Source organism: Psychromonas sp. MME2, assembly GCF_040566515.1.
Taxonomy (GTDB): Bacteria; Pseudomonadota; Gammaproteobacteria; order Enterobacterales; family Psychromonadaceae; genus Psychromonas.
Genome location: NZ_JBEWXI010000014.1, coordinates 130,021 through 154,287 on the forward strand (window position 1 = coordinate 130,021; position 24,267 = coordinate 154,287).

Annotated in this window: 18 protein-coding genes and 4 pseudogenes; 9 read left to right on the forward strand and 13 right to left on the reverse strand. The window is 40.6% G+C overall.

Annotation, left to right across the window (positions count from 1 at the left end; genetic code table 11):
• Window positions 1–59: 59 nt before the first annotated feature.
• Window positions 60–1,372: pseudogene (locus AB1A03_RS15260) on the forward strand (adenylosuccinate synthase).
• 113 nt (window positions 1,373–1,485) lie between these two features.
• On the opposite strand, the gene ispB reads toward AB1A03_RS15260, so the two are convergent.
• Complete coding sequence (gene ispB, locus AB1A03_RS15265; RefSeq protein ID WP_354625470.1) at window positions 1,486–2,457, reverse strand: octaprenyl diphosphate synthase; 972 nt, start codon at window positions 2,455–2,457, stop codon at window positions 1,486–1,488.
• Window positions 2,458–2,801: 344 nt separating this feature from the next.
• Here ispB and rplU point away from each other — a divergent pair, with 344 nt between their 5' ends.
• The 4 genes from rplU to AB1A03_RS15285 all read left to right on the forward strand — a co-directional run bounded on the left by rplU (window position 2,802) and on the right by AB1A03_RS15285 (window position 5,888).
• The gene (rplU, locus tag AB1A03_RS15270) at window positions 2,802–3,113 is read left to right on the forward strand and encodes a 50S ribosomal protein L21 (RefSeq protein ID WP_354625471.1); all 312 of its coding nucleotides are present in this window, start codon (window positions 2,802–2,804) and stop codon (window positions 3,111–3,113) included.
• 16 nt (window positions 3,114–3,129) lie between these two features.
• Window positions 3,130–3,387 (forward strand): 50S ribosomal protein L27, encoded by a 258-nt coding sequence (gene rpmA / locus AB1A03_RS15275; RefSeq protein ID WP_354625472.1) that lies wholly within the window; start codon window positions 3,130–3,132, stop codon window positions 3,385–3,387.
• Window positions 3,388–3,555: 168 nt separating this feature from the next.
• Entirely contained in the window at window positions 3,556–4,725 is a 1,170-nt protein-coding gene (gene cgtA / locus AB1A03_RS15280) for an Obg family GTPase CgtA (protein WP_354625473.1), read from the forward strand.
• An 80-nt stretch (window positions 4,726–4,805) separates the two neighbouring features.
• Window positions 4,806–5,888: a mechanosensitive ion channel family protein gene (locus AB1A03_RS15285; protein WP_354625474.1), complete on the forward strand. Its 1,083-nt coding sequence runs from the start codon at window positions 4,806–4,808 to the stop codon at window positions 5,886–5,888.
• A gap of 46 nt (window positions 5,889–5,934) precedes the next feature.
• On the opposite strand, the gene barA is transcribed toward AB1A03_RS15285, so the two are convergent.
• A complete protein-coding gene (barA, locus tag AB1A03_RS15290; protein WP_354625475.1) occupies window positions 5,935–8,727 on the reverse strand; it encodes a two-component sensor histidine kinase BarA in 2,793 nt (930 codons plus the stop codon).
• Window positions 8,728–8,836: 109 nt separating this feature from the next.
• On the opposite strand from barA, the gene AB1A03_RS15295 reads away from it, so the two are divergent.
• From AB1A03_RS15295 to relA, 3 genes are all read left to right on the forward strand, one after another.
• Window positions 8,837–9,370 (forward strand): TRAM domain-containing protein, encoded by a 534-nt coding sequence (locus tag AB1A03_RS15295; protein WP_354625476.1) that lies wholly within the window; start codon window positions 8,837–8,839, stop codon window positions 9,368–9,370.
• Window positions 9,346–10,170: a 23S rRNA (uracil(1939)-C(5))-methyltransferase RlmD gene (rlmD, locus tag AB1A03_RS15300; protein WP_354625477.1), complete on the forward strand. Its 825-nt coding sequence runs from the start codon at window positions 9,346–9,348 to the stop codon at window positions 10,168–10,170. The genes AB1A03_RS15295 and rlmD overlap by 25 nt, the downstream gene beginning before the upstream one ends.
• A 65-nt stretch (window positions 10,171–10,235) precedes the next feature.
• A complete protein-coding gene (gene relA / locus AB1A03_RS15305; protein ID WP_354625478.1) occupies window positions 10,236–12,449 on the forward strand; it encodes a GTP diphosphokinase in 2,214 nt (737 codons plus the stop codon).
• Between the two features lie 57 nt (window positions 12,450–12,506).
• Here relA and AB1A03_RS15310 read toward each other — a convergent pair.
• The 11 genes and pseudogenes from AB1A03_RS15310 to AB1A03_RS15360 form a co-directional block, all read right to left on the reverse strand.
• Window positions 12,507–12,779, reverse strand: a pseudogene (locus AB1A03_RS15310) (primosomal protein N'); the annotation flags it as partial.
• On the reverse strand, window positions 12,773–14,755 hold the full coding sequence (gene priA / locus AB1A03_RS15315; protein WP_354625479.1) for a primosomal protein N': 1,983 nt from the start codon (window positions 14,753–14,755) through the stop codon (window positions 12,773–12,775). The gene priA and the pseudogene AB1A03_RS15310, both read right to left, overlap by 7 nt.
• A 123-nt stretch (window positions 14,756–14,878) precedes the next feature.
• Window positions 14,879–15,637, reverse strand: coding sequence for a uridine phosphorylase (gene udp, locus AB1A03_RS15320; RefSeq protein ID WP_354625480.1), 759 nt, complete (start codon window positions 15,635–15,637; stop codon window positions 14,879–14,881).
• Between the two features lie 37 nt (window positions 15,638–15,674).
• Window positions 15,675–16,076: a cytidine deaminase gene (locus AB1A03_RS15325; protein ID WP_354625481.1), complete on the reverse strand. Its 402-nt coding sequence runs from the start codon at window positions 16,074–16,076 to the stop codon at window positions 15,675–15,677.
• Window positions 16,077–16,089: 13 nt separating this feature from the next.
• Window positions 16,090–16,710, reverse strand: coding sequence for a hypothetical protein (locus AB1A03_RS15330; protein ID WP_354625482.1), 621 nt, complete (start codon window positions 16,708–16,710; stop codon window positions 16,090–16,092).
• A gap of 32 nt (window positions 16,711–16,742) precedes the next feature.
• Complete coding sequence (gene deoA, locus AB1A03_RS15335; RefSeq protein ID WP_354625493.1) at window positions 16,743–18,077, reverse strand: thymidine phosphorylase; 1,335 nt, start codon at window positions 18,075–18,077, stop codon at window positions 16,743–16,745.
• Window positions 18,078–18,247: 170 nt separating this feature from the next.
• Complete coding sequence (locus tag AB1A03_RS15340) at window positions 18,248–19,075, reverse strand: nucleoside-specific channel-forming Tsx family protein (protein ID WP_354625483.1); 828 nt, start codon at window positions 19,073–19,075, stop codon at window positions 18,248–18,250.
• 115 nt (window positions 19,076–19,190) lie between these two features.
• Window positions 19,191–19,901, reverse strand: a complete 711-nt coding sequence (gene deoD, locus AB1A03_RS15345) for a purine-nucleoside phosphorylase (protein ID WP_354625484.1) — start codon at window positions 19,899–19,901, stop codon at window positions 19,191–19,193.
• Between the two features lie 30 nt (window positions 19,902–19,931).
• A complete protein-coding gene (locus tag AB1A03_RS15350) occupies window positions 19,932–21,191 on the reverse strand; it encodes a phosphopentomutase (protein ID WP_354625485.1) in 1,260 nt (419 codons plus the stop codon).
• Window positions 21,191–21,966: pseudogene (gene deoC, locus AB1A03_RS15355) on the reverse strand (deoxyribose-phosphate aldolase). Before deoC ends, AB1A03_RS15350 begins: the two are co-directional and overlap by 1 nt.
• Window positions 21,967–22,041: 75 nt before the next feature.
• Window positions 22,042–23,306: pseudogene (locus tag AB1A03_RS15360) on the reverse strand (NupC/NupG family nucleoside CNT transporter).
• Between the two features lie 287 nt (window positions 23,307–23,593).
• On the opposite strand from AB1A03_RS15360, the gene AB1A03_RS15365 reads away from it, so the two are divergent.
• A complete protein-coding gene (locus tag AB1A03_RS15365; protein WP_354625486.1) occupies window positions 23,594–24,058 on the forward strand; it encodes a hypothetical protein in 465 nt (154 codons plus the stop codon).
• Window positions 24,059–24,267: the final 209 nt, after the last annotated feature.

Sequence of the window (24,267 nt, forward strand, 5' to 3'; positions counted from 1 at the left end):
TATGCACGATTAATGTTTGCTAAAATCTTTTTTCAATTCGCTAGAGATATGTGATTCTGATGGGAAAAAATGTAGTAATTCTTGGCACTCAATGGGGTGACGAAGGTAAAGGTAAGGTTGTCGACTTACTAACAGACAAAGCACAATGGGTTGTTCGTTATCAAGGTGGGCATAATGCTGGACATACACTTGTTATTGATGGAGAGAAAACCGTTCTTCATCTTATCCCATCAGGGATTTTACGCGAGAATGTCAAATGCGTGATCGGTAATGGTGTTGTGTTAGCACCCGATGCGTTGTTCAAAGAGATGAACATGCTTATCGAGCGAGGCATTCCTGCTAAAGAACGCCTTTCAATCAGTGAAGGTTGTCCTTTGATTCTTCCATACCATGTTGCATTAGATGTCGCACGAGAAAAAGCGCGTGGCAATAAAGCTATTGGTACAACTGGTCGTGGTATCGGTCCTGCCTATGAAGATAAAGTTGCACGTCGTGGTTTACGTGTTGATGATTTATTCGACATGGAGACATTTGCTGTAAAACTAAAAGAAGTCATGGAGTACCATAACTTCCAGTTAGTAAACTACTACAAAGTTGAAGCAGTTAGTTACGATGATGTTTTAGCGCAAATGACTGAAATGGCTCCTTTATTAATTAGCATGGTTATTGATGTAACCGATCAGCTTGATAAAGCGCGCCTACGTGGTGAAAACATACTATTTGAAGGTGCGCAGGGAACTTTACTGGATATTGATCACGGCACTTATCCTTACGTAACTTCTTCAAATACCACCGCCGGTGGTGTTGCGACAGGAAGTGGTTTTGGCCCAACACATTTAGACTATGTGTTAGGTATTGTTAAAGCTTATACTACTCGTGTGGGGTCAGGACCTTTCCCAACTGAGCTGTATGATGGCGTTGATAAATTAGATCCTGCTGGTAAACATTTGGGTACTGTTGGACATGAATTTGGTGCAACAACGGGCCGTTTACGCCGTACTGGTTGGTTTGATGCCGTGGCGATTAAACGTGCTGTGCAATTAAATAGTATTACCGGTTTCTGCTTAACTAAACTTGATGTTTTAGATGGTTTAGAAGAAATTAAAATTTGTACCGCATATAAAATGCCATGCGGTAAATTAGTTGATGTTCCACCAATGGCTGCTGAAGGTTATGAACTGGCTATGCCTGTTTATGAAACCATGCCGGGATGGAGTGAGAGTTCATTTGGTGTGACCTCATTTGATGCTCTTCCTGAAAATGCTCAAGCTTATATTAAACGTCTAGAAGAAATTACGGGTGTGCCAATGGATATTATTTCTACGGGTCCAATCGTAATGAAACAATGATTCAAGTGAATCCATTTAGCTGAGAGCTTTGCACCTTGAAGTATCAGGGTGTCGATAAGCTTTAACTGTATTTAATAAAAAAGCCCTTATCACTGCAAAATGATAAGGGCTTTTTTAATCGTTAACAGTTATAAACTTAGGATTTTCTATCTGCTGCTAGGTAGGCTAAGCTGATTAATGCTTGTTTGTATTGATTGTCAGGTAGAATGGCAATTGCTTGTATTGCTTTGTTTGCCTCTTCAAAGGCGCGTTCTTTAGTGTATTGCAATGCCTTGGTTTCATGTAAAGCTTGCATTATCTCTGCAAAATGGTCCATTCCATTGGCTTTTTCTATCGCCTCTTTGATCAGGGTAACTTGTGCTGGACTGCCGTGTTTAATTGCATAAAGTAGGGGGAGTGTTGGTTTTCCTTCGGCTAGGTCATCACCTACATTTTTTCCCATTTGTGCTGCATCAGAATTATAATCCATCACATCGTCGGTCAATTGAAATGCGGTGCCAAGATATTTACCATAATCGCGTAGTGCATTTTCTACTTCAATTGATTGTTTACCTAATACGGCAATTAATTGTGTCGCAGCTTCAAATAGTTTCGCTGTTTTGAAGTAGATGACATCCATATAACTTTCTTCCGAGGTGTTGGGATCATTACAATTCATCAATTGTAATACTTCACCTTCGGCAATCACGTTGGTGGCTGAAGATAACACATCCATTACTTTTGGGTTTTGCAGCTCAGCCATCATTTGAAATGAACGTGTATATAAAAAATCTCCAACTAATACGCTCGCGGCATTGCCAAATAGCGCATTGGCTGTTTTATTGCCACGGCGTAAATCAGATTCATCAACAACATCATCATGCAATAGCGTCGCGGTATGGATGAATTCGATTATTGCAGCTAATTTACTCACTTCAGGTGTATGAATGTTTAAAGCTTTTGCTGCTAATATGGCGATCAATGGGCGAATGCGTTTACCGCCACTGTTAATAATGTAAAAGCCAAGTTGATTAATTAAAGCAACATCTGATTTTAATTGTGTGCTAATTAATGCATTGACTTCGCTCATTTCAGCGTTGGAGATAAGTTGAATCTCTTTGATGTCCATGAATCTAAATTTCCAAATAATGGTGCTTTAAAAGTTGATGGTGCATTATTGCCGTTTATTGCTTTTATCTCAACACTGTTAAGTGCAAATGATAAAACTTATCTTTATTTTACGTGTATTTAACTTGTTTGTGGCTGTTTTGTGCCGTTATTTGTTTTTTTGCTGCTATTTTGCCCTAGTTAAGCCATGCTATTTGAACATTAATATAATTTAAATGTTTTTAGAGAATATCATTGCCAATAGCAGCGATTTGCCGTAAACTCCGCCTCCATTGTGATTAATAAGTGTGCTCTCGATGCTGAATATATAAAATTTGCACGAGATGCCTGAACGGAGTAAGAAACATGTACGCTGTTATCCAGAGTGGTGGCAAGCAACACCGTGTAGCTGTCGAACAAACTCTTCGCTTGGAAAAACTAGATGTTGAAGCTGGTGCTGTTGTTGAATTTGATAAAGTTCTTTTAGTAGCAAATGCTGATGATGTAAAAGTTGGTGTTCCATACGTTGAAGGAAGTAAAGTTACTGCTGAAGTAGTAGCTCACGGTCGTGGTAAGAAAGTAACAATCGTTAAGTTCCGCCGTCGTAAGCATTCGCGTAAACAAGCGGGTCATCGTCAGTGGTTTACTGAAGTTAAAATTACTGCAATTAACGCTTAATTAGGAGTTATTAAAAATGGCACATAAAAAAGCTGGTGGTAGTACTAATAACGGTCGCGATTCCGAAAGTAAACGCCTAGGTGTTAAACGTTTTGGTGGTGAATCAGTACTAGCTGGTAATATTTTAGTTCGTCAACGTGGTACTAAGTTCCATGCTGGTGACAATGTAGGTCTTGGTAAAGATCATACTTTATTCGCTAAAGCTACTGGTGTAGTTAAGTTTGAAAAGAAAGGCCCTAAAATGCGCAGCTTCGTTAGTATCGTTGCTGAATAATTAGGTTTCCTATTTCGAATTTTAAAAAGCCTCGCTGATGCGAGGCTTTTTTTTAGCTATTCATTTCTATTGGTCATCAATTATGATCTATGATCCATAGAAATGGGTATAATGGTGATAGTTATTCAAACTGATTGTTAAGATCGGTTGATCTTTTTGGAGTTTGTAATGAAGTTTGTTGATGAAGCAAAAATAAAGGTTGACGCTGGAGATGGTGGCAACGGTGTTATCGGCTTCCGTACAGAAAAATATATTCCTCGTGGTGGTCCAAATGGCGGCGATGGTGGCGATGGTGGCGACGTTTATCTGCAAGCCGATGAAAACCTAAATACATTGGTCGATTTCCGTTTTGTGCGCTTTTATAACGCAGAGCGTGGCGAAAATGGCCAGACGCGTGATTGTACAGGTGCTCGTGGTCAAGATTGTATCGTTAAGGTGCCAGTGGGGACCCGCTGCCGTGATGATGATACTGGTGAAATCATCGGTGATTTGACTAAAGATGGGCAAAAATTGATGGTTGCTAAAGGAGGTTACCACGGTTTAGGTAATGCTCGATTTAAAAGCAGTACTAACCGAGCGCCGCGTCAAAAGACAGATGGAACGCCAGGGGAAGTGCGTAATTTATTGCTCGAATTATTGTTGCTTGCTGATGTCGGCATGCTCGGTTTGCCTAATGCGGGTAAATCAACTTTTATTCGCAGTGTTTCTGCGGCGAAACCAAAGGTTGCTGATTATCCTTTTACCACATTAATTCCTAATTTAGGTGTTGTGAGTATGGGGCATGGACGTAGTTTTGTTATTGCAGATATTCCTGGGTTAATTGAAGGAGCATCCGATGGCGCTGGTTTAGGTACCCGTTTTTTACGTCATTTAGAACGTTGCCGCGTGTTGTTACATATGATTGATTTATTACCAGCAGATGGTAGTGATCCGGCGCAAAATGCATTGGTTATTATTGATGAACTAGCTAAACATAGCCCCAAATTGGCAGCTAAACCACGTTGGTTGGTGTTTAACAAAACCGATTTACTATTAGAAGATGAAGCGCAAGAAGTCATGCAGCGTGTGCAGGATGCATTACAATGGGATGGCCCCGTTTATAAAATCGCGGCTATTTCAAAATCAGGCACGCAACAAGTTTGTCAGGATGTAGTTGAGTATTTAGAAGAATTACCGACGGACTACACGCCTGAAGAGCAGCGTGAACAGGTTGAATTCCAGTGGGATGATTACCATGAATCGGCAATAGAGAATGCTAATGCTGACTTTGATGATAGTGATGATGACTGGGATGATGATGATGAAGAGATGATGGAAGTGATCTACGTTAGGGATTAACTTTTAGGACCATTTTTTTATTCCGTTATCTAGCCACGCTTTGGTAATATCAAAGCGTGGCTTTTTTATGAGAGATGAAAATGATTGATAAAGTAGAGTTATATTTAAAAGAGTTATTAATGTCTTTGGACATAGGCAATTGGATTGCTAATTTTACACTGGTTATTGTGTTCACGTTGATACTGCAGTTACTCTGGCGCGCTTTTACAACGAAAACACAGCGGGTTATTGAGCGTACTGATAATCATTGGGATGATATTATTTGGTTTGCTTTATGGCGGCCAATGAACTGGCTAATTATATTGATGGGTAGTTCAATGGCATTAAGAGTGGTTGCTGAAAGTGAACAGCTATTAATATCTGATTACCTACCCATTGTACAAAAAATATCGATTATATTGCTGGTTTGTTGGTCATTCTGGCGTTTAATTCATAAATCAGAATTAACCTTTATTGACCATGAAGATAAAGATACCACCACGGTGACAGCAGTTGCCAAATTAGCTAAGTTATCGGTGATGGTGATCATGGCGTTATCGGTCATTCAGACCTTAGGTGTGAGCATCTCTGGTGTACTTGCTTTTGGTGGTATGGGCGGTCTGGTTGTTGGTATGGCCGCGAAAGATTTGCTCTCGAATTTATTCGGCGCATTAATGGTTTATATGGATAAACCATTTAAGGTTGGTGACTGGATCCGCAGTCCCGATAAATCAATTGAAGGGACAGTAGAGTCGATTGGTTGGCGCGTGACGCGAATTCGCACCTTTGATAAACGTCCTCTGTATGTTCCTAATAGTTTATTTACACAAATTGTTGTCGAAAATCCTTCGCGTATGAGTAATCGTCGTATTAAGGAGACCTTTGGTCTACGCTATAGCGACATTATTCATATTCATTCGATTATTAAAGCGGTACGAGAGATGTTAGAAAATCATCCTGATATCGATACACAACAAACATTAATTGTGAATTTTGATTACTTCAATAATTCTTCCCTGGATTTCTTTATCTATACATTTACCAAAACCACTAATTGGGTCTTATTTCATGAAATTAAGCAGGATGTGTTGTTGAAAGTGGCTGATATCGTTATTGCTCATCAAGCACAATTTGCTTTCCCAACACGACAGTTGCATTTTACTGGGGAGATGCCACAACAGTAAACATAATAAGGTTTGCTGGTATTTGTTGAGCAGCAAACCTAATTTATTAACTTAAATAGTTTTTTGCTTCCTTCTCGACATTGTCTAATTCATCTAATAATTCGAGTGATTCTGGCTCTAGCAGCTCAGGGGTGATGCCCTGCTTTAGCTCTTTTTCAATCAGTCCAGCGATATTTTTGAGCTTGGGTACACCACTATAGCTACAACCGCCATGAAATTTATGGATGATTTGCGCAAAACGTACATTATCTATTTCTCCCTGCATTGCTTTATTCGCTTCATTGCGAATAGCGCTAAAGTCTGTAATTAGCATTGTTAGCATATCCTTAGCGAGATCTTCTTTACCCGCTGCTTGCTGCAGAGCAAGTTGCCAATCAAATGAATTATTATTGCTCTCTAGACTAGGAGGCTGTTCAATGGTTATCATTTTGGCTGGGCCAGTCTCTAAAATGGGCTTATCTTGGGTCCATTTATTTATCATCTGTTGTAATGCAAGCTCATCTATCGGTTTCGCTAAACAGTCATCCATTCCTTGTTTTAAGAACTGCTCTTTTTCACTCGGTAATACATGTGCAGTGACGGCAATGACAGGGGTGTTTGTGTTTGCTGAGTTACTTTTGATTTGTAAACACGCATTAATACCGTCTAAAACAGGCATCTGTATATCCATGAAAATTAAATCAAACTGTTGTAGTTGCGCTTGGTCTACTGCTTGTTGTCCATCAATGCAGGTTGTTACATGGTTGACGCGATCCGCTAACATCGCAGAAATAAGTTTGAGATTAGCAGGATTATCATCGACAGCCATTACACTGATATCTTTACGCACTAAAGGCAGTAATTTAACTTGCTGCCCAAGTCCGCTAAATACTGGTTTATCAGAGATGAGTGCTTTTGCTAAATTTTTATTATCAATTGGCTTGCTAAGGCAGTGGTTGATACCCGTTGCCATTAATGTTTCATATATATTGGGATCACTCGAGTTAATTAATACGACGATATTACCGGTAAACTCTTTCGCTTGCTCGATATAGCTGAAAAGCGGCTCTAAGTTGTCACAATGGCTATAGCCAATAACGATATTATCATATCGATGAGTTAATAAAGATTGCCACTGCTGATGAGTTTCAGCGACGACTAAATTAGTCTCCCATTGGTTGAGTAGTTGTGAGCATGCGCGTGCGGCATATTCATTACTCTCATAAACCAAGATAGACTGGTCTTGTAAATTAGCATCAGGAAAACAGTTGAAAGAGTTATGACTATTTTTCTCTATTTCAATGGTAAACCAGAAGGTCGATCCTTTATTGGGAACCGAGACTAAGTCAATACTACCATTCATTTGATTGACTAATTTCTGTGTTATAACCAATCCTAATCCGGTACCACCATACTGACGCGTAATACTGCTATCTGCCTGCCCAAAGGCTTTGAATAGTTGCGCTTGATGCTTTTCTGAAATACCGATACCCGTATCTGATATCATTATTTTTAAGGTGACCTTATCCTGTTCCTGAGGATCGTTGTGATGTTCATCAATGCGATGAATCTGCACCTCAATGTTTCCCTGACGGGTAAATTTAATCGCATTACCGATTAAATTCATCAGGATCTGCTGAAGACGCATTGCATCACCGAGTACCTCGTGAGGGACTTCGCAGTCAATCATCATGCTCAGTTCTAGTTTTTTCTCGTGAGCGCTAGGCGCTAATAAATGCATTGTTTCATTAATACAATCACGTAAATCGAAGGGGATATGCTCAAGAGTTAATTTACCTGCTTCTAGCTTAGAAAAGTCGAGTATATCATTGATGATATTAAGCAAATTCCCCGCGGAACGCTCGATTGTTTGTAGATAGTCAATTTGATTGCTGGATAATTGGGTTTTGAGTAATTGTCTGGCAAAGCCGATAACGCCATTGAGCGGTGTACGTAATTCATGACTCATATTCGCCAAGAATTCCGATTTTACCGAAGCGGCCTGTTGCGCTTCTTTTCGAGTAATATCTAACTCAATATTTTGTACTTCAACTTGTTCTAAAGTTTCGCGTAATTCACTGGTGGCAAGGTCAATACTATCCTGCATCTCCTCATGGTGCTTAGACATCGCGACAGCCATTTCATTAATACCTTGCTGTAGTAGAGCTATTTCACCTGAATAATTCCCTTCTACACGCGAGTTTAAGCGCCCTAGACTTATTTTTTCAACGACAGATGCCATGTTAGAGATTGGGGCAGTGATCCGCTTAGCTTGCTTAAATGCAAGGTATAAACTGCCGAGAATGCCAAGTAGCACAACAAAGAAAGATAAGGTTGTATCGCGGAACATTAATAGTTCTATCTCGTCACTATTTACCTCAAGTGCTACGTAACCGACAATTTTTCTAGGTTGATCAAAGGTTAATTGATACTCCAAAAAATTCGTTTCATCGATGATTGGCGTATGAATGATAATTGTATCTTCATGATAGATGATTTCGGTTATCTCTGGGATTGGCTGCCCATCGGGAATTTTTAATATTTGAAAATTACGGTGGTAATTACTGGTGACAAAAAGCTTATTATTACTATCGAAAATGGCAATGCTTTTTACCATGGAACTGTTTTTTCGATGTGTGGCACTGAGCAATCGCCTTAAAATCGTGCGTGTTTCATCCAAAATGCCGTATTCACTGGCAATAGCTAATGGCTCGCTGATATTAATAGCACGATTAATTAAGTAATCATTGGCTTGTTGATAACGATGTAGAGAAAAATAACTTGCTAATAATCCGCCAATGATAATGGTTGGTAAAATGGTATAAGCAATAACTTGGGCACGTAATCCATATTTTGTCATAGGTCATATTTCTAAAATTAAGAGAGTTTATGAATGCATTTTTTTCGTATTGTGTGACAATGGTATTATTCGCTATGATGGCATAGCTTCTCTAACCTGTGAATCATTTATGGCCCAGTTCTTTAAAGCAAAGCGCACAAATAGTGCAAAAAACCACATTATTAAAGATGTGCATGTCGAAAAAGTTGATCATCAAGGTCGTGGTATCGCCTATTTTAAAAATAGTCCTCTCTTTATTGAAGGTGGGCTAGTTGGTGAATCCCTTGATATCCAGATTGTTGAAAATAAAAAAAATTATAGCACTGGGGTGATAAAAAAAGTTAACCGAGCTAGTGTCATGCGCGTTGCGCCAACCTGCCCACACTACGAAGAGTGCGGCGGTTGCCAATTGCAGCATCTCGCACAAGATAATCAAATTGCGATTAAACTGGAAGGTTTGCAATCGTTGTTCAAACGTTTTGCTAAACATCAGCCGTTACAACTGGCGCAACCTATTATTGATGATGCTTGGGGATATCGAAGAACCGCTCGTTTTGGCGTGCAATTTGATAATAAAAGCAAAAAATTAAAAATGGGTTTTCGCCGTAGTGCAAGCAATGATTTAATTGAGCAACGTGTATGTCCAGTATTGGTTCCGAGTTAGCGTTATTCATTCAACCGCTTAAAAACCTATTAGCCAATTTGCAGGGGAAGGCCGATTTAGGGCATGTTGAATTGATCTATTCTGATCAAGGCGTCGTGGTACTTTTACGCCATATGAAAAACTTATCCGATGCAGATGTTGCAGCGATAAAGGCCTTTGCAACAGACCATCAGATTAACTTTTTTAGTCAAGGTTCGACACGCCAAGTTGTTTGTTTAGTTGGGCAAGAAAAACTCACTTATCAGCTTGATGAAGGTCAATTATCCCTTAGTTTTGCGGTAACGGATTTTTTACAAGTCAATGCTAAAATTAACCAAAAAATGGTTACACAGGCATTGCAGTGGTTACAACTTGAAGCGCAAGATGTGGTTTTAGATCTGTTCTGTGGATTGGGTAATTTTACCTTGCCAATGGCTCAAAAAGTGGCGCGTGTGGTGGGTGTCGAAGGTGTGCAAAAAATGGTTGATCGGGCTAGGTTTAATGCCCAATTAAATGACATTGATAATAGTGAATTTTATCAAGCGGATTTAAGCGCAGATAACTTGAAAAAACAGCCCTGGTCGCCACTTGATTTTAATAAAATATTACTTGATCCAGCCCGTGCAGGTGCGCAGGATTGTATGGCCTTTATTGCAGCGAAAAAGCCTACTCATATTGTTTATGTTTCCTGTGATCCGTTAACATTGGCCAGAGATAGTCAAATATTACTTGAAAAAGGTTATAAGTTAGCTAAATTAGGTTTAATTGATATGTTCCCACAAACAAAACATGTGGAATCAATGGCATTGTTTCTTAAGTAATTATTTTCATTTATGCGCATTGATTATGATTTTGTTTGTCACAAAATATTTTGGAGTTTCATTCAATGGTTTCAGTTAGAGATGCACATTTTCATCAAACTGCGCAGAAAGATCCGCAAAAATGGTGTAGTACACTAGGTTTAAGCGCAACGGATCAGAAAAATTTACTCGATAATTATAACAAAATCATCGCGTTATGTGCCGAGGCAAATCAGTTGCCTCTTCTTGAATTGGGGAGTGAGTTGGTCGAAATCCTTGTAACATTAAATATGGACATGGATACGCTCAATGCTGCATTAATTTTCCCTTTGCTCGACCAAAACGTTTTAACCCAAGAACAGGTCGATGAACTGTGGGCTAAGCGCATAGCTAAATTGGTTAAAGGCGCTACGGATATGGAAGGTATTCGTGCACTACAAAATAAAGGCGGCATAAAAAGCAGCGATACACAGGTTGATAATTTGCGCCACATGCTGCTGGCGATGGTTGATGATGTACGTGCCGTGGTCATTAAGCTTGCCGAACGTATCTGTTATTTACGGCAGTTAAAAGAAGCCGATCAAGAGACCCAAGTTTCCGTTGCACAAGAAATTTCCTCTATTTATGCCCCCCTGGCCAATCGGCTGGGTATTGGTCAATTAAAGTGGGAATTAGAGGATCTTGCCTTTAGTTTTTTACAGCCTCATACCTATAAGAAAATAGCCAAGCAGCTCGATGAAAAACGTATTGTGCGCGAGAACTATATTGAAGAATTTGTTGCTAATATTCAAAAATCACTGCAAGAGATGCAAGTCAACGGTAGCGCCTACGGAAGACCAAAACATATCTATAGTATTTATCGGAAAATGCAGAAAAAAGATCTGCGCTTTGAAGATCTTTATGATGTACGAGCGGTACGGGTCGTCGTGGAAAAACTACAGGACTGCTACGCGGCATTAGGTGCGATTCACACGCAATGGCACCATATACCCAGTGAATTTGATGACTATATCGCGAACCCCAAACCTAACGGTTATCAGTCTATTCACACCGTTGTTTTAGGGCCAGAAGGGAAGGCGGTTGAAGTACAAATTCGTACTCAACAAATGCATGAAAATTCAGAACTTGGCGTCGCTGCGCATTGGAAATATAAAGAGGGCAGTGCAGGCGGAAAGGCTGCTAACGGTTACGAAGAGAAAATCGCTTGGTTACGCAAAATATTAGCATGGCAAGATGATATTAATGATAGCGATGATTTGGTTGATGAAATTCGTAGCCAAGTGTTTGATGATCGTGTTTATGTCTTTACTCCTAAAGGGGAAGTGATCGATTTTCCTGCGGGATCAACACCGCTCGATTTTGCTTATTACATTCATAGCCAGATAGGTCACCGCTGTATCGGTGCAAAAATTTCTAATCATATAGTTCCCTTTACTTACCAATTAAAAACCGGTGATCAGGTTGAAATTCTCACCCAAAAAGAGGCTAATCCTAGTCGTGATTGGCTGAACCCTAATTTAGGCTACATCAATGCACCTCGTGCGCGGCATAAGGTTGCCACTTGGTTTAGAAAACAGGATCGTGATAAGAATATTATCGCCGGACGCGAAATTCTAGAAAATGAGCTGGGTAAAGTTAAATTAAAACTAACCGATATCTCGCCTGCTATTAAACGTTTTAATGTCAGTAGTGATGATGATATTTTTGCCGGAGTCGGCAATGGTGATTTACGCATTAATCAGTTGGTAAATTTTTTAGATAGTTACCATCATCAAAAAACATTAGAAGAACAAGATCAAGCTGCGTTAGCAGAATTAACTAAAAACCGTAGCAGCTTTGTGCCTAAAGCAATGGGTAATAATGTTATTATTGATGGTGAGCGTAATTTAATGCACACCATTGCACGTTGTTGCCAACCTATCCCTGGTGAACCTATTTCTGGTTATATTACTCAGGGGCGGGGCGTTTCTGTGCATCGCCAATCCTGTGAGCAATTAGCTGATCTACGAGAAGCGCATCCTGAGCGTATCATTGAAGCTTCTTGGGGGGAAATTAATTCATCGGGTTACGCGTTGACATTGCGCATTGAAGCGATGGACCGAAATGGTTTATTAAAAGACATTACCACCTTGCTTTCTAATGAAAAGATTAATGTTTTGGGCGTAAATAGTATGACCAATATTAAAACGCAAACGGCGATGGTTGATCTTAATTTAGAAATTCATAATAGTGAAGGTATTGATAAAATTATCAATAAACTCAAAACATTAAAAGAAGTTTCCGATGTAAGGCGTTTATAACAGCCGATGGCATTGCAATGATTGTTATCAATGGTGGTCCATAGACCACCATTTTTATTAAGTGAAATCAATGGGATCAACATCGATAGACCAACGTAACTTGCGCCCCTCGGGAATGGCATCCAAGGCAGTGAGCGCCTGCTGTAGCGTTTGCGTAATCAGTTGTCGTTGTTCACACTGTAGTAGTAGTTGAAAACGAAATTTATCTGCACGCCTTTCCATTGTCGCGGGTATTGGCCCTAATATCAGTAGTCGTTCACTATTTTGATTGTCCGTCGCTATCTTATTAAGTATCTGTTTACATAACCCTAAAAAATTTTCAGCTAAGGTCGCATTACTCGATTCAGATCGAAGTAATGCTTGAAAAGTTGTGGGCGGTAGATGTGCGAGCTTCGTTCCTGCAGCGCACTGCGTGAAAAATCGAGATAACCATTATTAATAAGATCCTGTAATAAACTATGCTCAGGGTGATGGGTTTGTAAGAACACTTGCCCCTTTTTACTTTCTCGCCCAGCACGACCTGCCACTTGTGTAAATAATTGTGCTAAACGTTCACTGGCGCGATAATCATTGCTAAAAAGTGCACCATCGACATCAATTAACGCAACTAAGGTGACATCGGCAAAGTGGTGCCCCTTAGCGAGCATTTGCGTACCTAATAAAATTTTATATTTTCCTTCATTAATATCCTTGATATAGGTATTAAAACTCTCTTTTTTACGCGTATTATCTCGGTCAATGCGTATCGTCGGATAGTTGGGGAAAAGTGTTTTTAAGGTTTCCTCTAACTGCTCTGTTCCGACACCCGTTGTGATCAGCTGTGTTGATCCACAATGTCCACACTGCCGCGGGACTGGTAAGGTGGCGCTACAATGGTGGCAGTGTAAATAGTTCGCGGATTTATGGTAGGTATAAAAAGCGTCACAGCGTTGACATTTTACTAGCCAGCCGCACTCATGGCACATTAATACGGGGGCAAAACCGCGACGATTTAAAAATAGAATAACCTGATTGTTTTTTTCTAGGTGCAGTTTCATCAGCTCAATGAGCTGCGGTGACAATCCTGACTTCAGTGGTAAACCTGCGAGGTTAATTAAACTGCTACTGGGCGGTTTGGCTTTGCCAGTGCGATGAGTTAAATGAAGGTGTTGGTATTTTCCCTGTAGCGCATTATGCAGTGTCTCTAACGATGGCGTTGCAGAGCCGAGTATGATTGGGATATTTTCCTGAAAGGCGCGTTTAATGGCAAAATCTCGCGCATGGTAGCGGAAACCATCCTGTTGTTTGAAGGATGCGTCATGCTCTTCATCAATAATGATTAAACCAAGGTCTTTAAAATCACTGAAAATAGCACTGCGTGTACCAATAATAATTGCACCACTCCCCTGTCTTGCATGCAGCCATGTATCGAATTGTTGACGCGCATTTAAAGCGGAATGTTTAACATAGACGGGCACGTTAAAACGACTCTGAAAGCGTTCGATGGTTTGGGGTGTAAGCCCTATTTCAGGTACGATAACTAATGCTTGTTTACCCGATTGTAGGATCGGTTTGATTATATTGAGGTAAACTTCTGTTTTTCCACTGCCCGTGATCCCCTCTAACAAAAAACAGTTAAAATAATTTATTTGCTCATTAATCGTTGTAATTGCAATGGCTTGTTCTGTTGTTAAGTGTGGTTTTTCACTATTTTCTATAACATTCTCTTGCCAGTTGAAATGAGAAATAGGTTGCAATTCAATGGGTTCGATAAGGGATTTTTGCTGTAAAGCTTTGAGTGTTGTGCGACTGATATTTTTACTTTTTAATTGATCTGTGGAGATGGGGCAACTGTTTTTTTGTAATAATGCCAATACCTGTTGCTGTTTTTTAGCGCTATTAAATTGGTCAAGTTGAAAAGGAGTCTCACTTAGTTGCCAATGTTCACAACCTTTAAACAAGGTTTCTTGACCCTCTCGCAATGGGGTTGGAATGGCCTGTTGGAAAACATCGCCAAAGGGGTGTTGATAATAGTAGGCAGCCCATTTTAATAGTGACCATAGGGAGTCATTAAGCAGTGGGGTTGGGTCAATTAATTGTGTTATTTTTTTTAACTTATTTAGTGCGTAGTCGCATTCAGGATTGACTTCGTAAATCACACCAATCATTTGTCGTTTTCCACCAAAAGGAACACGTACACGACAACCCACTAAGTTATTTATATCAGCCAGTGCTGTGGCACTAATGAGATAACTCGGTAGCAGGTAATCGAACTGTTTATGTAGTGGAATTGCCAGTGCAACACGGCAAATGATTGCTTCGCTCATAATATTTTGTTGCGTACTTGATTATAAATTGAAAGGCTATTGTAGCTTGTTTTGTTTTTTTCGACAGAAATAAAAAAACCTCCGCAGAGGTTTCTTATGATCATGGCTCTGCTTTTAGCAATATTAGGCAAGTAGCTTTTTAGCCGCTGCCACAACGATTGAAATTGCATTACTTTCAGTGCTTTTCATCGTCGCTTCGTTGGGAATCTCTTGTTCAGTCCTGTTGACGATAACACCCGCTACACAGGCTGCGCGCCAGCCCTGTGAAGCGCACATGGTAAACAGCGTTGCAGATTCCATCTCATAGTTAAGCACACCTAACTCTTGCCACTCTTGCATTGACCCTTTAAAACGGCGCGTGACTCGCCCAGAGACAGTGTCGTAACGTTCTTGACCTGGGTAAAAGGTATCCGATGAGGCGGTAATACCAACATGCGGTTCGACACCAGCATCACGGCAGGCAGCGACCATGGCCGTCGTTGCGCTAAAATCAGCAACGGCAGGAAACTCCATCGGTGCAAAGTGTAAGCTTGCACCATCAAGGCGAACCGATGCTTGTGTGACGATCACATCCCCGACTTTAACATGGGGTTGAATAGAGCCCGTTGTCCCGATACGTAAAAAGGTGGTCACACCTAATTGAGCTAACTCTTCGACGGCGATCGAAGTGGAAGGCCCGCCGATACCCGTTGAACAGACCACTACCGCACGCTTGTCAATATAAGCAAGATAACTTGTATACTCTCGGTGAGAGGCTAAAAAAGTGGCCCCTTCCATTAATTCGGCAATTTTTTTAACGCGTTCAGGATCACCCGGTACAATGGCTAAAGTTGCACCGTCTAACATGCTTTTCGTTAACCCTAAATGAAATACATCAGACATTTTCAAACTCCTCAAAAGAGATTATTTATGATTGTAGTTACATTTCCGCACCGAGGAAGGCGTGCGGTAATAATTCTGCGATGCTATGTTGAGCGAATTCTGTTGCAGATGCGTAGCAATAAACTATGCCATTATTCGCTGACTGCTCTGCAATGACTTGACGACATGAGCCACAGGGGTAAGCTTGAACCAGCTCCTGTTTGGCATTGCGTGCGAGGATATGTACCTCTTTAATATCACCTATTTTAGCGCCTTCAGTCACGGCGGTTTGCAAAGCATTACGTTCGGCACAATTAGTGGTGGGGTAGGCGGCTGATTCGACATTCACCCCCTTATATATTTTATTGTCATACGTAACGACGATTGCAGCTACGTGAAAACCTGAATAGGGCGCAGATGCACAATCAAGCAGCTCATGTAATTGATTGAAATAGTTCATGATATTGTTCGCCTTAAAGTTGTTTTAAATAGATATTGTTATTCCGAGTTGATGGTAAAAATCCCATCTTTTGCAGGTAGTTATGATGCTCTTTGCTATTAGCAAATGCTTGTAATGTATTGATCCCTTTCTCTTTAAGAAAAGCTGGGTACTTTTTAAAATAATAGCTACCAAGTTTGAAGTCACGGTATTGTGGTGTGACATAGTCAAGTACGATGGTAAAAATCCCGTCCCGTTCAATATTACCTGCCAATACGCCCGCTGTATTATTATTACGTAGCATGTAAAAGGCTTGTTCTACTTTCTTTAGATTTTCAATTGAGGTGTTTTTTTCAATCTCCTGTTTATTTACAGTAATAAAATGGTCAAAGTATTCAGAATCAAGCGAGGCTGAAATAATTTTAAACTCTTCTTTGTGGCTATACATTTGGTATAAATAATAAAAATTAATACAAACGATACTTAAATTCATAAACATGGTTGGCACTGAATCAATAAAATATGCGAAGCTAGCAAACAGCAAACAACCAATAAGGTTAAGTACACGTAGTTTGATAATTGAGCTCATGGTCAACGAGATCAATACAATTAATGATGCGAAATAACCAAACCATTCGACCCAATTAAATTCCATTTTCTTATCCTATAACGTCTATATTTGTAAAATCATTTAATATCGTTTAAACGAATACATTGATAAACTTGTTGCTCTTTTGCTGGTTGCTTATCAGTGCAAATAATGGCGTTTTGAATGGCTCGTTGTGCTTCCATAAATTGCGTTTCATTGCGAGCATGCACCATTGCCAATGGTGTTTCCTTTGTGACAGCATCACCTAATGAAACAAAGTCTGAGAAACCCACCGCATAATCCAGTTTATCGCTAGCTATGCGTCTTCCTCCACCCATGGCAACAACGGTCATACCAATCGCACGCGTGTCCATTGCATTTACAAATCCCGCTTGTGTGGCGTAGACTGGACGAATGATTTCAGGTGTCGCTAAATAATTATCATAGTTTTCAACAAAGTCAGTCGCCCCTCCTAATGCACTAACCATTTTGCCAAAAACCTCGGCGGCGCTACCGTTATCGAGTACTGTCTGTAAACGATTTCGAGCTTCTTGTTCATCACTTGCTAGGCCACTGGCGAGTAACATTTCGATACAAGATGCCATGGTTACTTGATGGAGGCGTGGGTTGACATACTCACCCGTTAAAAATCGCACTGCTTCGCGCACTTCAACGGCATTACCTGCGCTGCTGGCTAAAACCTGATTCATGTTGGTAAGTAGGGCGGCGGTTTTACACCCGGCTCCATTTGCCACTGCCACAATACTTTTAGCTAACTCTTCGGATGCCTCATAGGTGGGCATAAATGCACCACTGCCGACTTTGACATCCATGACTAATGCTTCGAGTCCTGCTGCTAATTTTTTAGATAAAATAGAGGCGGTGATCAAGGGGATAGATTCGACCGTTGCCGTTACATCGCGCACAGAATAGAAGGTTTTATCAGCTGGTGCTAAATCGCCAGACTGGGCAATGATTGCCACACCAACATCTTTAACGACTTGACGAAAAAGATCACTACTGACTTCGGTTTGGTAGCCTTGAATAGCATCAAGTTTATCCAATGTACCACCCGTGTGGCCTAATCCTCGACCAGATATCATCGGTACGTAACCACCACATGCCGCAACCATTGGGCCGAGCATTAATGATGTCACATCACCGACCCCACCCGTTGAATGTTTGTCAACAATCGGACCATTTAAGTTTAAGGACTTCCAGTTAAGCACTTGCCCTGAATCACGCATGGCCGAGACTAAAGCAACACGTTCTTCCATGTTCATATCTTGAAAATAGATGGCCATCGCAAATGCGGCTATTTGACTGTCACTAACCTTATTATTGATGATGCCTTGAATAAAAGAGTTTATCTCCTGTTTACTTAAGGCTTTGCCATCGCGTTTATTGCGAATAATTTCTTGAGGAAGCAGTATCATTTTACCATCCTTATTGATGCCATTGTGCAATGGCTATTCTTCGTAATGAAAGATTAACGGGGTTAATGCAATTACTTAAAAGCGCATCAGAGAGCTTATAAGCATTTAAGTAATGGCACATGGAAATGCCGCAGTATCATTACCACGGCAGTGAGTTCTAGTTATATTTAGAACTTGTAGGTCAATGCAAAATAGTGAGCGAAGCCTGTTGTATCGCCTGCCCAACCGCCATCTTTCAGTGCATAAACATCTTTATATGCTTTTAGACCGTAGCCAATTGCATAGCGGTCTGAATGCCAGTAGATACCATTGAACATTGCGCCACCGTTTGTTGATTTAAGTTCAGATGGCTTATCGTCCACACCGAACTGATAATCGATGTAACCTTGGTAAGCGATAAATGAACCATTATCAAAGAACATGAAGGGTTTGAACCAGTTTGTTGATACTTGGTAGCCATCCCATTTTTTTTCATTGAGATCGTAAAGTCCATAGACATTAAAGCCAACTTTACCGAACCATGGCACCATAATGTCTGAGCCAATCCCCCAGAATGAGTTGTTTACATCTTGGCCACCTTCACAACCTACATCACTTTGTGAGCCGCTACAGCCACCACCCCAGTTAAATAAAGTGGCAAAATAAAGCTCCTGAACTGGGCCAAAGGAGAGATCTTTACCCGTTAAGCCATCTAAGGAGATACGTGGCGCAAACTTCATGAACATTTTCGAGTCGTCACTTTTATCTGAGCTAGAGCTGCTCGTTAAGTTAAACACGTCGATATAGCCGTAATAATCTAAAATCCCTGCTCGACCACCAAACTCAAGTTCTAAATAGTCATGGCTCGATTTGCCCGGCAGCTCATCAACGGCATACATTAAATTGCCTTGCATCCATTTATAATCGTTTTTATGGGTATCACCATCGCTATAATCTGCAGCGAAGGCGGTTGAGGTGAGTGCCATGGTCGTTAAGGCTAATAATGATTTTTTCATAGTAATTCCCTGTTGTCTTATGTGCACAACTTCTAGCTGAAGTTGTTATTTTTATTAGATAAGTTGAATGATGAGTGACACTGCATAGCAACTATTAGCGAGTGTTGTCTCTTTTTTATTCAGCGATAATTGAATCTAGTGCAATTAGAATCATCTCATTAAAGCTAGTTTGGCGCTCGTCAGAGGTGGTTTTTTCACCCGTACGAATATGGTCAGAAACAGTGCAAATACAGAGGGCATTCGCGCCAAATTCAGCGGCAACACCATATAAACCAGCGGCTTCCATCTCGACCCCTAAAATATTATATTTTTCCATCACATCGAAAATGTTGTCTTCTGGCGTGTAGAAAAGATCTGCAGAATAAATGTTGCCTACCTTTGCTTTAATGCCGTGTGCTTTTGCCGAATTTACGGCTTTTTCTAGGAGTTCGTAACTAGCAATAGCAGCAAAATCATGATTATTAAAACGGGTTCTGTTTACTTTAGAATCGGTGCATGCTCCCATGCCGATAACAACGTCTAATACTTTGATATCTTTATTCACTGACCCACAGCTACCAACTCGGATAATATTTTTTACGCCATATTCACGAATTAACTCTGTGGCATAAATTGAGCAGGATGGGATCCCCATACCACTTCCCATTACCGAAACACGTTTACCTTTGTAGGTTCCTGTAAAACCGAGCATGTTACGCACATCGGTGACCTGTACAGGGTTCTCAAGAAAGGTTTCTGCGATATATTTTGCGCGTAGTGGATCGCCTGGCATTAAAACAGTTTCTGCGAAAGCGCCATCTACGGCATTAATATGTGGTGTAGTCATTATTTTTCTCCAGTTATACTTATTCAGTATTTAATTATTTAAAGATGCTTGGATGTTTGTGCCGTATTGAAGTTTAGGTAAACCATGATATTCGGCGATCGTTTGACCTATATCGGCAAAAGTTTCTCGTAGCCCAACGGGGCCCGCTTTAATCGATTTGCCATAAAAAATAACGGGGATATGTTCACGGGTATGATCCGTGCCATGCCAAGTTGGATCACAACCGTGATCTGCGGTGAGTACTAATAGGTCACCTTCCTCCATTAACGCCAACATTTCAGGTAAACGTTGGTCAAAATATTCAAGGCCAGCGGCATAACCTGCGGTATTGCGACGATGGCCAAAGTCCGCATCAAAGTTGACGAAGTTAGTGAAGATTATCGTTTGATCATTTGCATTTTTTAATGCCTCTAAACTAGCATCAAATAAGCCTTCTATTCCATTCGCTTTAACGGCTTTAGTAATGCCTTGGGCTGCGAAAATATCTGAGATTTTTCCAATGCTTACGACTGAACCGCCCGCATCCTTCATTTTATCTAAAAGGGTTGCGGCTGGTGGCGTGACGGAATAGTCATGGCGATTGGCTGTGCGAGCAAAATTATCACTTTTATCACCGCTAAACGGACGCGCGATAACACGGCCTATATGGTATTCATCCACCAGTTCGCGGGTGATTTCACAAAGCTTATAAAGTCGCTCTAAGCCAAAACTCTCTTCATGACAAGCAATTTGAAAAACACTGTCTGCGGAGGTGTAAAAGATAGGTTTACCTGTCTTAAGGTGCTCTTCACCCAACTCTTCTAAAATAGTTGTACCAGAGGAGTGACAATTCCCTAAGTATCCGGGTAAATCTGCTCTTTTTACTATCTCATCGAGTAGCGATTGTGGAAAACTATTCGCTTTCTTTTTAAAATAGCCCCATTCAAATAAGACCGGGTGACCGGTAATTTCCCAATGTCCACTTGAGGTATCTTTAGCCGTTGATAACTCTTTCGCAAAACCGTACGCTGCAATCGGTTCAACGCTATTATCTAGTCCTTCAGGGAAATAAGATGAGCTATCAAAACAGGCGCGACCGATGCCTAATTTATTTAAATTAGGTAGATTAAGAGGCCCTTTTCTACCAATGTTCGCGTTGCCTTTTGCACACTCTTGAGCAATATGCCCGAGGGTGTTTGCACCTGCATCGTTAAAGGATGTACCATCGGCTAATGAACCTATAAATTGGTCTGCATCGGCGCTAGCGCCGATACCAAAGGAGTCGAGTAATAAAATAATGGTACGTTTCATTAGTATGCTCCTGGTTGTGCTTTTTTATTGGTTAAATTTAATTCAGAGAGGAGGTTGATTAGTAGACTTGATGCACCGAAGCGGAAGTGATCGCGGTTAACCCAATCATCACCCATAATCGAACGGGCAAGTTGTAAATAAGCGTGTGCAGCTTGTGCATCTTTAACACCACCCGCGGCTTTGAAGCCGACGTCACGACCGGATTCTTTGATTGCTTTTAGCATTATTTCTGTTGCTTCAATAGTGGCGTTGACGGGGACTTTACCCGTTGATGTTTTGATAAAGTCTGCACCAGACTCGATGCAAATATCACTTGCTTTTTTAATGAGTTCTGCTGTTTTTAATTCACCGGATTCGATAATCACTTTTAGTGTGACGTTATCGCCACAAATTTCGCGGCAACCTGTAACAATGGCTTTTCCTATTTCACTATTGCCAGCCATTAGCGCGCGATACGGGAATACAACATTACCGTCATCTGCGCCATAGGCAACTGCAGCGCGCGTTTCGGCCAAAGCAATCTCTAAATCATCATTACCATGAGGAAAATTAGTGACCGTTGCTATTTTTATATGCGGTGTGTTTTGTAATGCTAATGTTTTGCGTGCAATTGGGATAAAACGCGGATAAATACATACGGCAGCAGTGTCTACCCTGCAGCAGTTTGCGCATCTGCGCACAACTGCATTACCTTTTGGTCCGTGTCGTCATCATTTAATGTCGTTAGATCCATCAATTTAATGCCTTCCATAGATGCTTTTTGTAAATCGCTCATTGTTTTGATCCTTATTTGAAGGTGCTTACCGCTTAATGTATTAATAAGCCGCAAGCACTGAAGAGTGTTTATAGATTAGGCGACGCTTAGCGCATAGAAAATACCAACTAGGCAGGCGCTCATGAAGTTAGATAATGTACCCGCGAGTACCGCTTTTAACCCTAAACGTGCAATATCAGGACGACGACTTGGGGCTAATACGCCGAGACCGCCAAGAAGAATCGCCATCGAAGATAAGTTGGCAAAACCACATAGGGCAACGGTAATAATCACCTGTGAATGTGCGCTTAAGCTTTCTTTGATTGAGACAAAGTCGATGTAAGCAACAAACTCGTTCACCACCAGTTTTTGACCTAATAAGCTGCCTGCTTGTATTGCTTCTGACCATGGGATCCCAATTAAAAAGGCAATCGGCGCAAACAGGTAACCAAGAATCTGTTGTAGGGTAAGTGCTTCAACACCAAATGCGCCACCAACAGCACCTAATATCGCATTGATTAAGGCGATTAATGCGATAAACGCGATCAACATGCCTCCAACATTCATTGCTAAATGTAATCCTGATGATGCACCTGAAGCTGCTGCATCAATAATATTGACAGGTTGCGCTTCAGCATCGGCTGTTAATTCTTCAACATTTAATTGATCCATTTGATCTTTTGGTGTGCCCGTTTCTGGCTCTAATAATTTAGCCATTAACAAACCACCGGGTGCCGCCATAAAGGAAGCGGCAATTAAGTATTCAAGGCTAACGCCTAATGATGCATAACCCGCTAATACCGCACCAGCAACAGATGCAAGCCCACCAGACATCACAGCGAATAGTTCAAACGAGTCATCGATTTAATAAAGGGTTTAACCACCAATGGCGCTTCTGTTTGTCCAACAAAGACATTTGCCGCAGCGGACATTGATTCGGTACGGCTCGTACCGAGTAATTTTTGTAGTGCGCCACCAAAAATTTTAATAATAAATTGCATGACACCGATATAGTAAAGTACAGCCATCAGTGATGCGAAGAAGATGATTATCGGTAAGACCCTAAAGGCAAATACAAATCCGCCACCACCAAAGACCTCAAACATTTTGCCTGATACAAGTCCGCCGAAAAGGAAACCGATACCTGCATCAGCACTACTAATAACAGCTTGTACTCCATCGGATATACCACCTAATACAGCAGCACCCGAATCTGTAAAAATAATGATTGCAGGGATGATGGCTTGTATTAAAAATGCACCACCGACAGTGCGTAGATTTATCGCTTTTCTGTTACTTGAAAATATGACCGCAATTATAATTAGTGACATAATTCCCACTAAACCCATTACAATTTCCATTATTATACTCCGTTGTGTGTAGTGATGTTGAGCCTGTTAACTAGCGTATCTAATTAACAGGATTCGCTATTTTTGCCTATTTCGTTATGCCAACAACGTATGATTATCATTGTCTAGCGCGTATTAAATATTTATATTTTTTTGTTTGATGACCAACGCCAAGAAGTTTATGTATTAATTTGCCTCTAAAGTGTGACCTGCATCGATAGAAGCTCATTTATTACAGTAATTTCCTTTTGATTAACATAATCTGTTGTTGTGGCGGTGCGTGTTTTAGGAGCAAGTTATTGATTAAATTTAGAACAGATTTTAATAGCTGTAAAACGGTAGCTTGTAATAACTTTGGCGTTATAGCGAGTCCCGACTACATCTACAGAAGTCGCCGTTTAGGCTATTTATCCATTGAGTGTAAGGTTTGTGGCAGTAATCCTCCTTGGGTGAATAATTGGCTTGTCGCAAGTTCTTTAGATGAAAAAATTAACTTTCATTTAAGCAGAAAAATAGGCGGTTGCCCTATTTGTAACCACAACTTTTTTATTGGAGGAGGGCAAGAATCTATACGGCATGGCTTCACTTCTGCGGGAATACAACGTAAAAAATGCAACCACTGCCATGCTGTTTTCACCTTGCCGCAAGATAAAAACAGAGCGTTATATCAATTAATGATAGCTGCAATTTCATCTGCCAAAAGTAGCCATGAAGTCATTAAGGAGCTTGGCATAAAGTGCTCGTTTATTTTATTTTTATCTTAATAAATTAGCTATTATTCTCAGTAACTTCAGCAGAATGCTCGAAGATAAGGGGCTTGTTGGTGATGATTTTTCCTTGCACAGTGAAGGGCGTGTGTTACAGCTGGCCTATCAAAGAGGCTTTTATTATTTAATTACTTCCCATAGCGATAGTGGCTACGTGTTGCTACAGAGTCATAATTTAACTAAACAAAAATTAAAACCCGAAGATA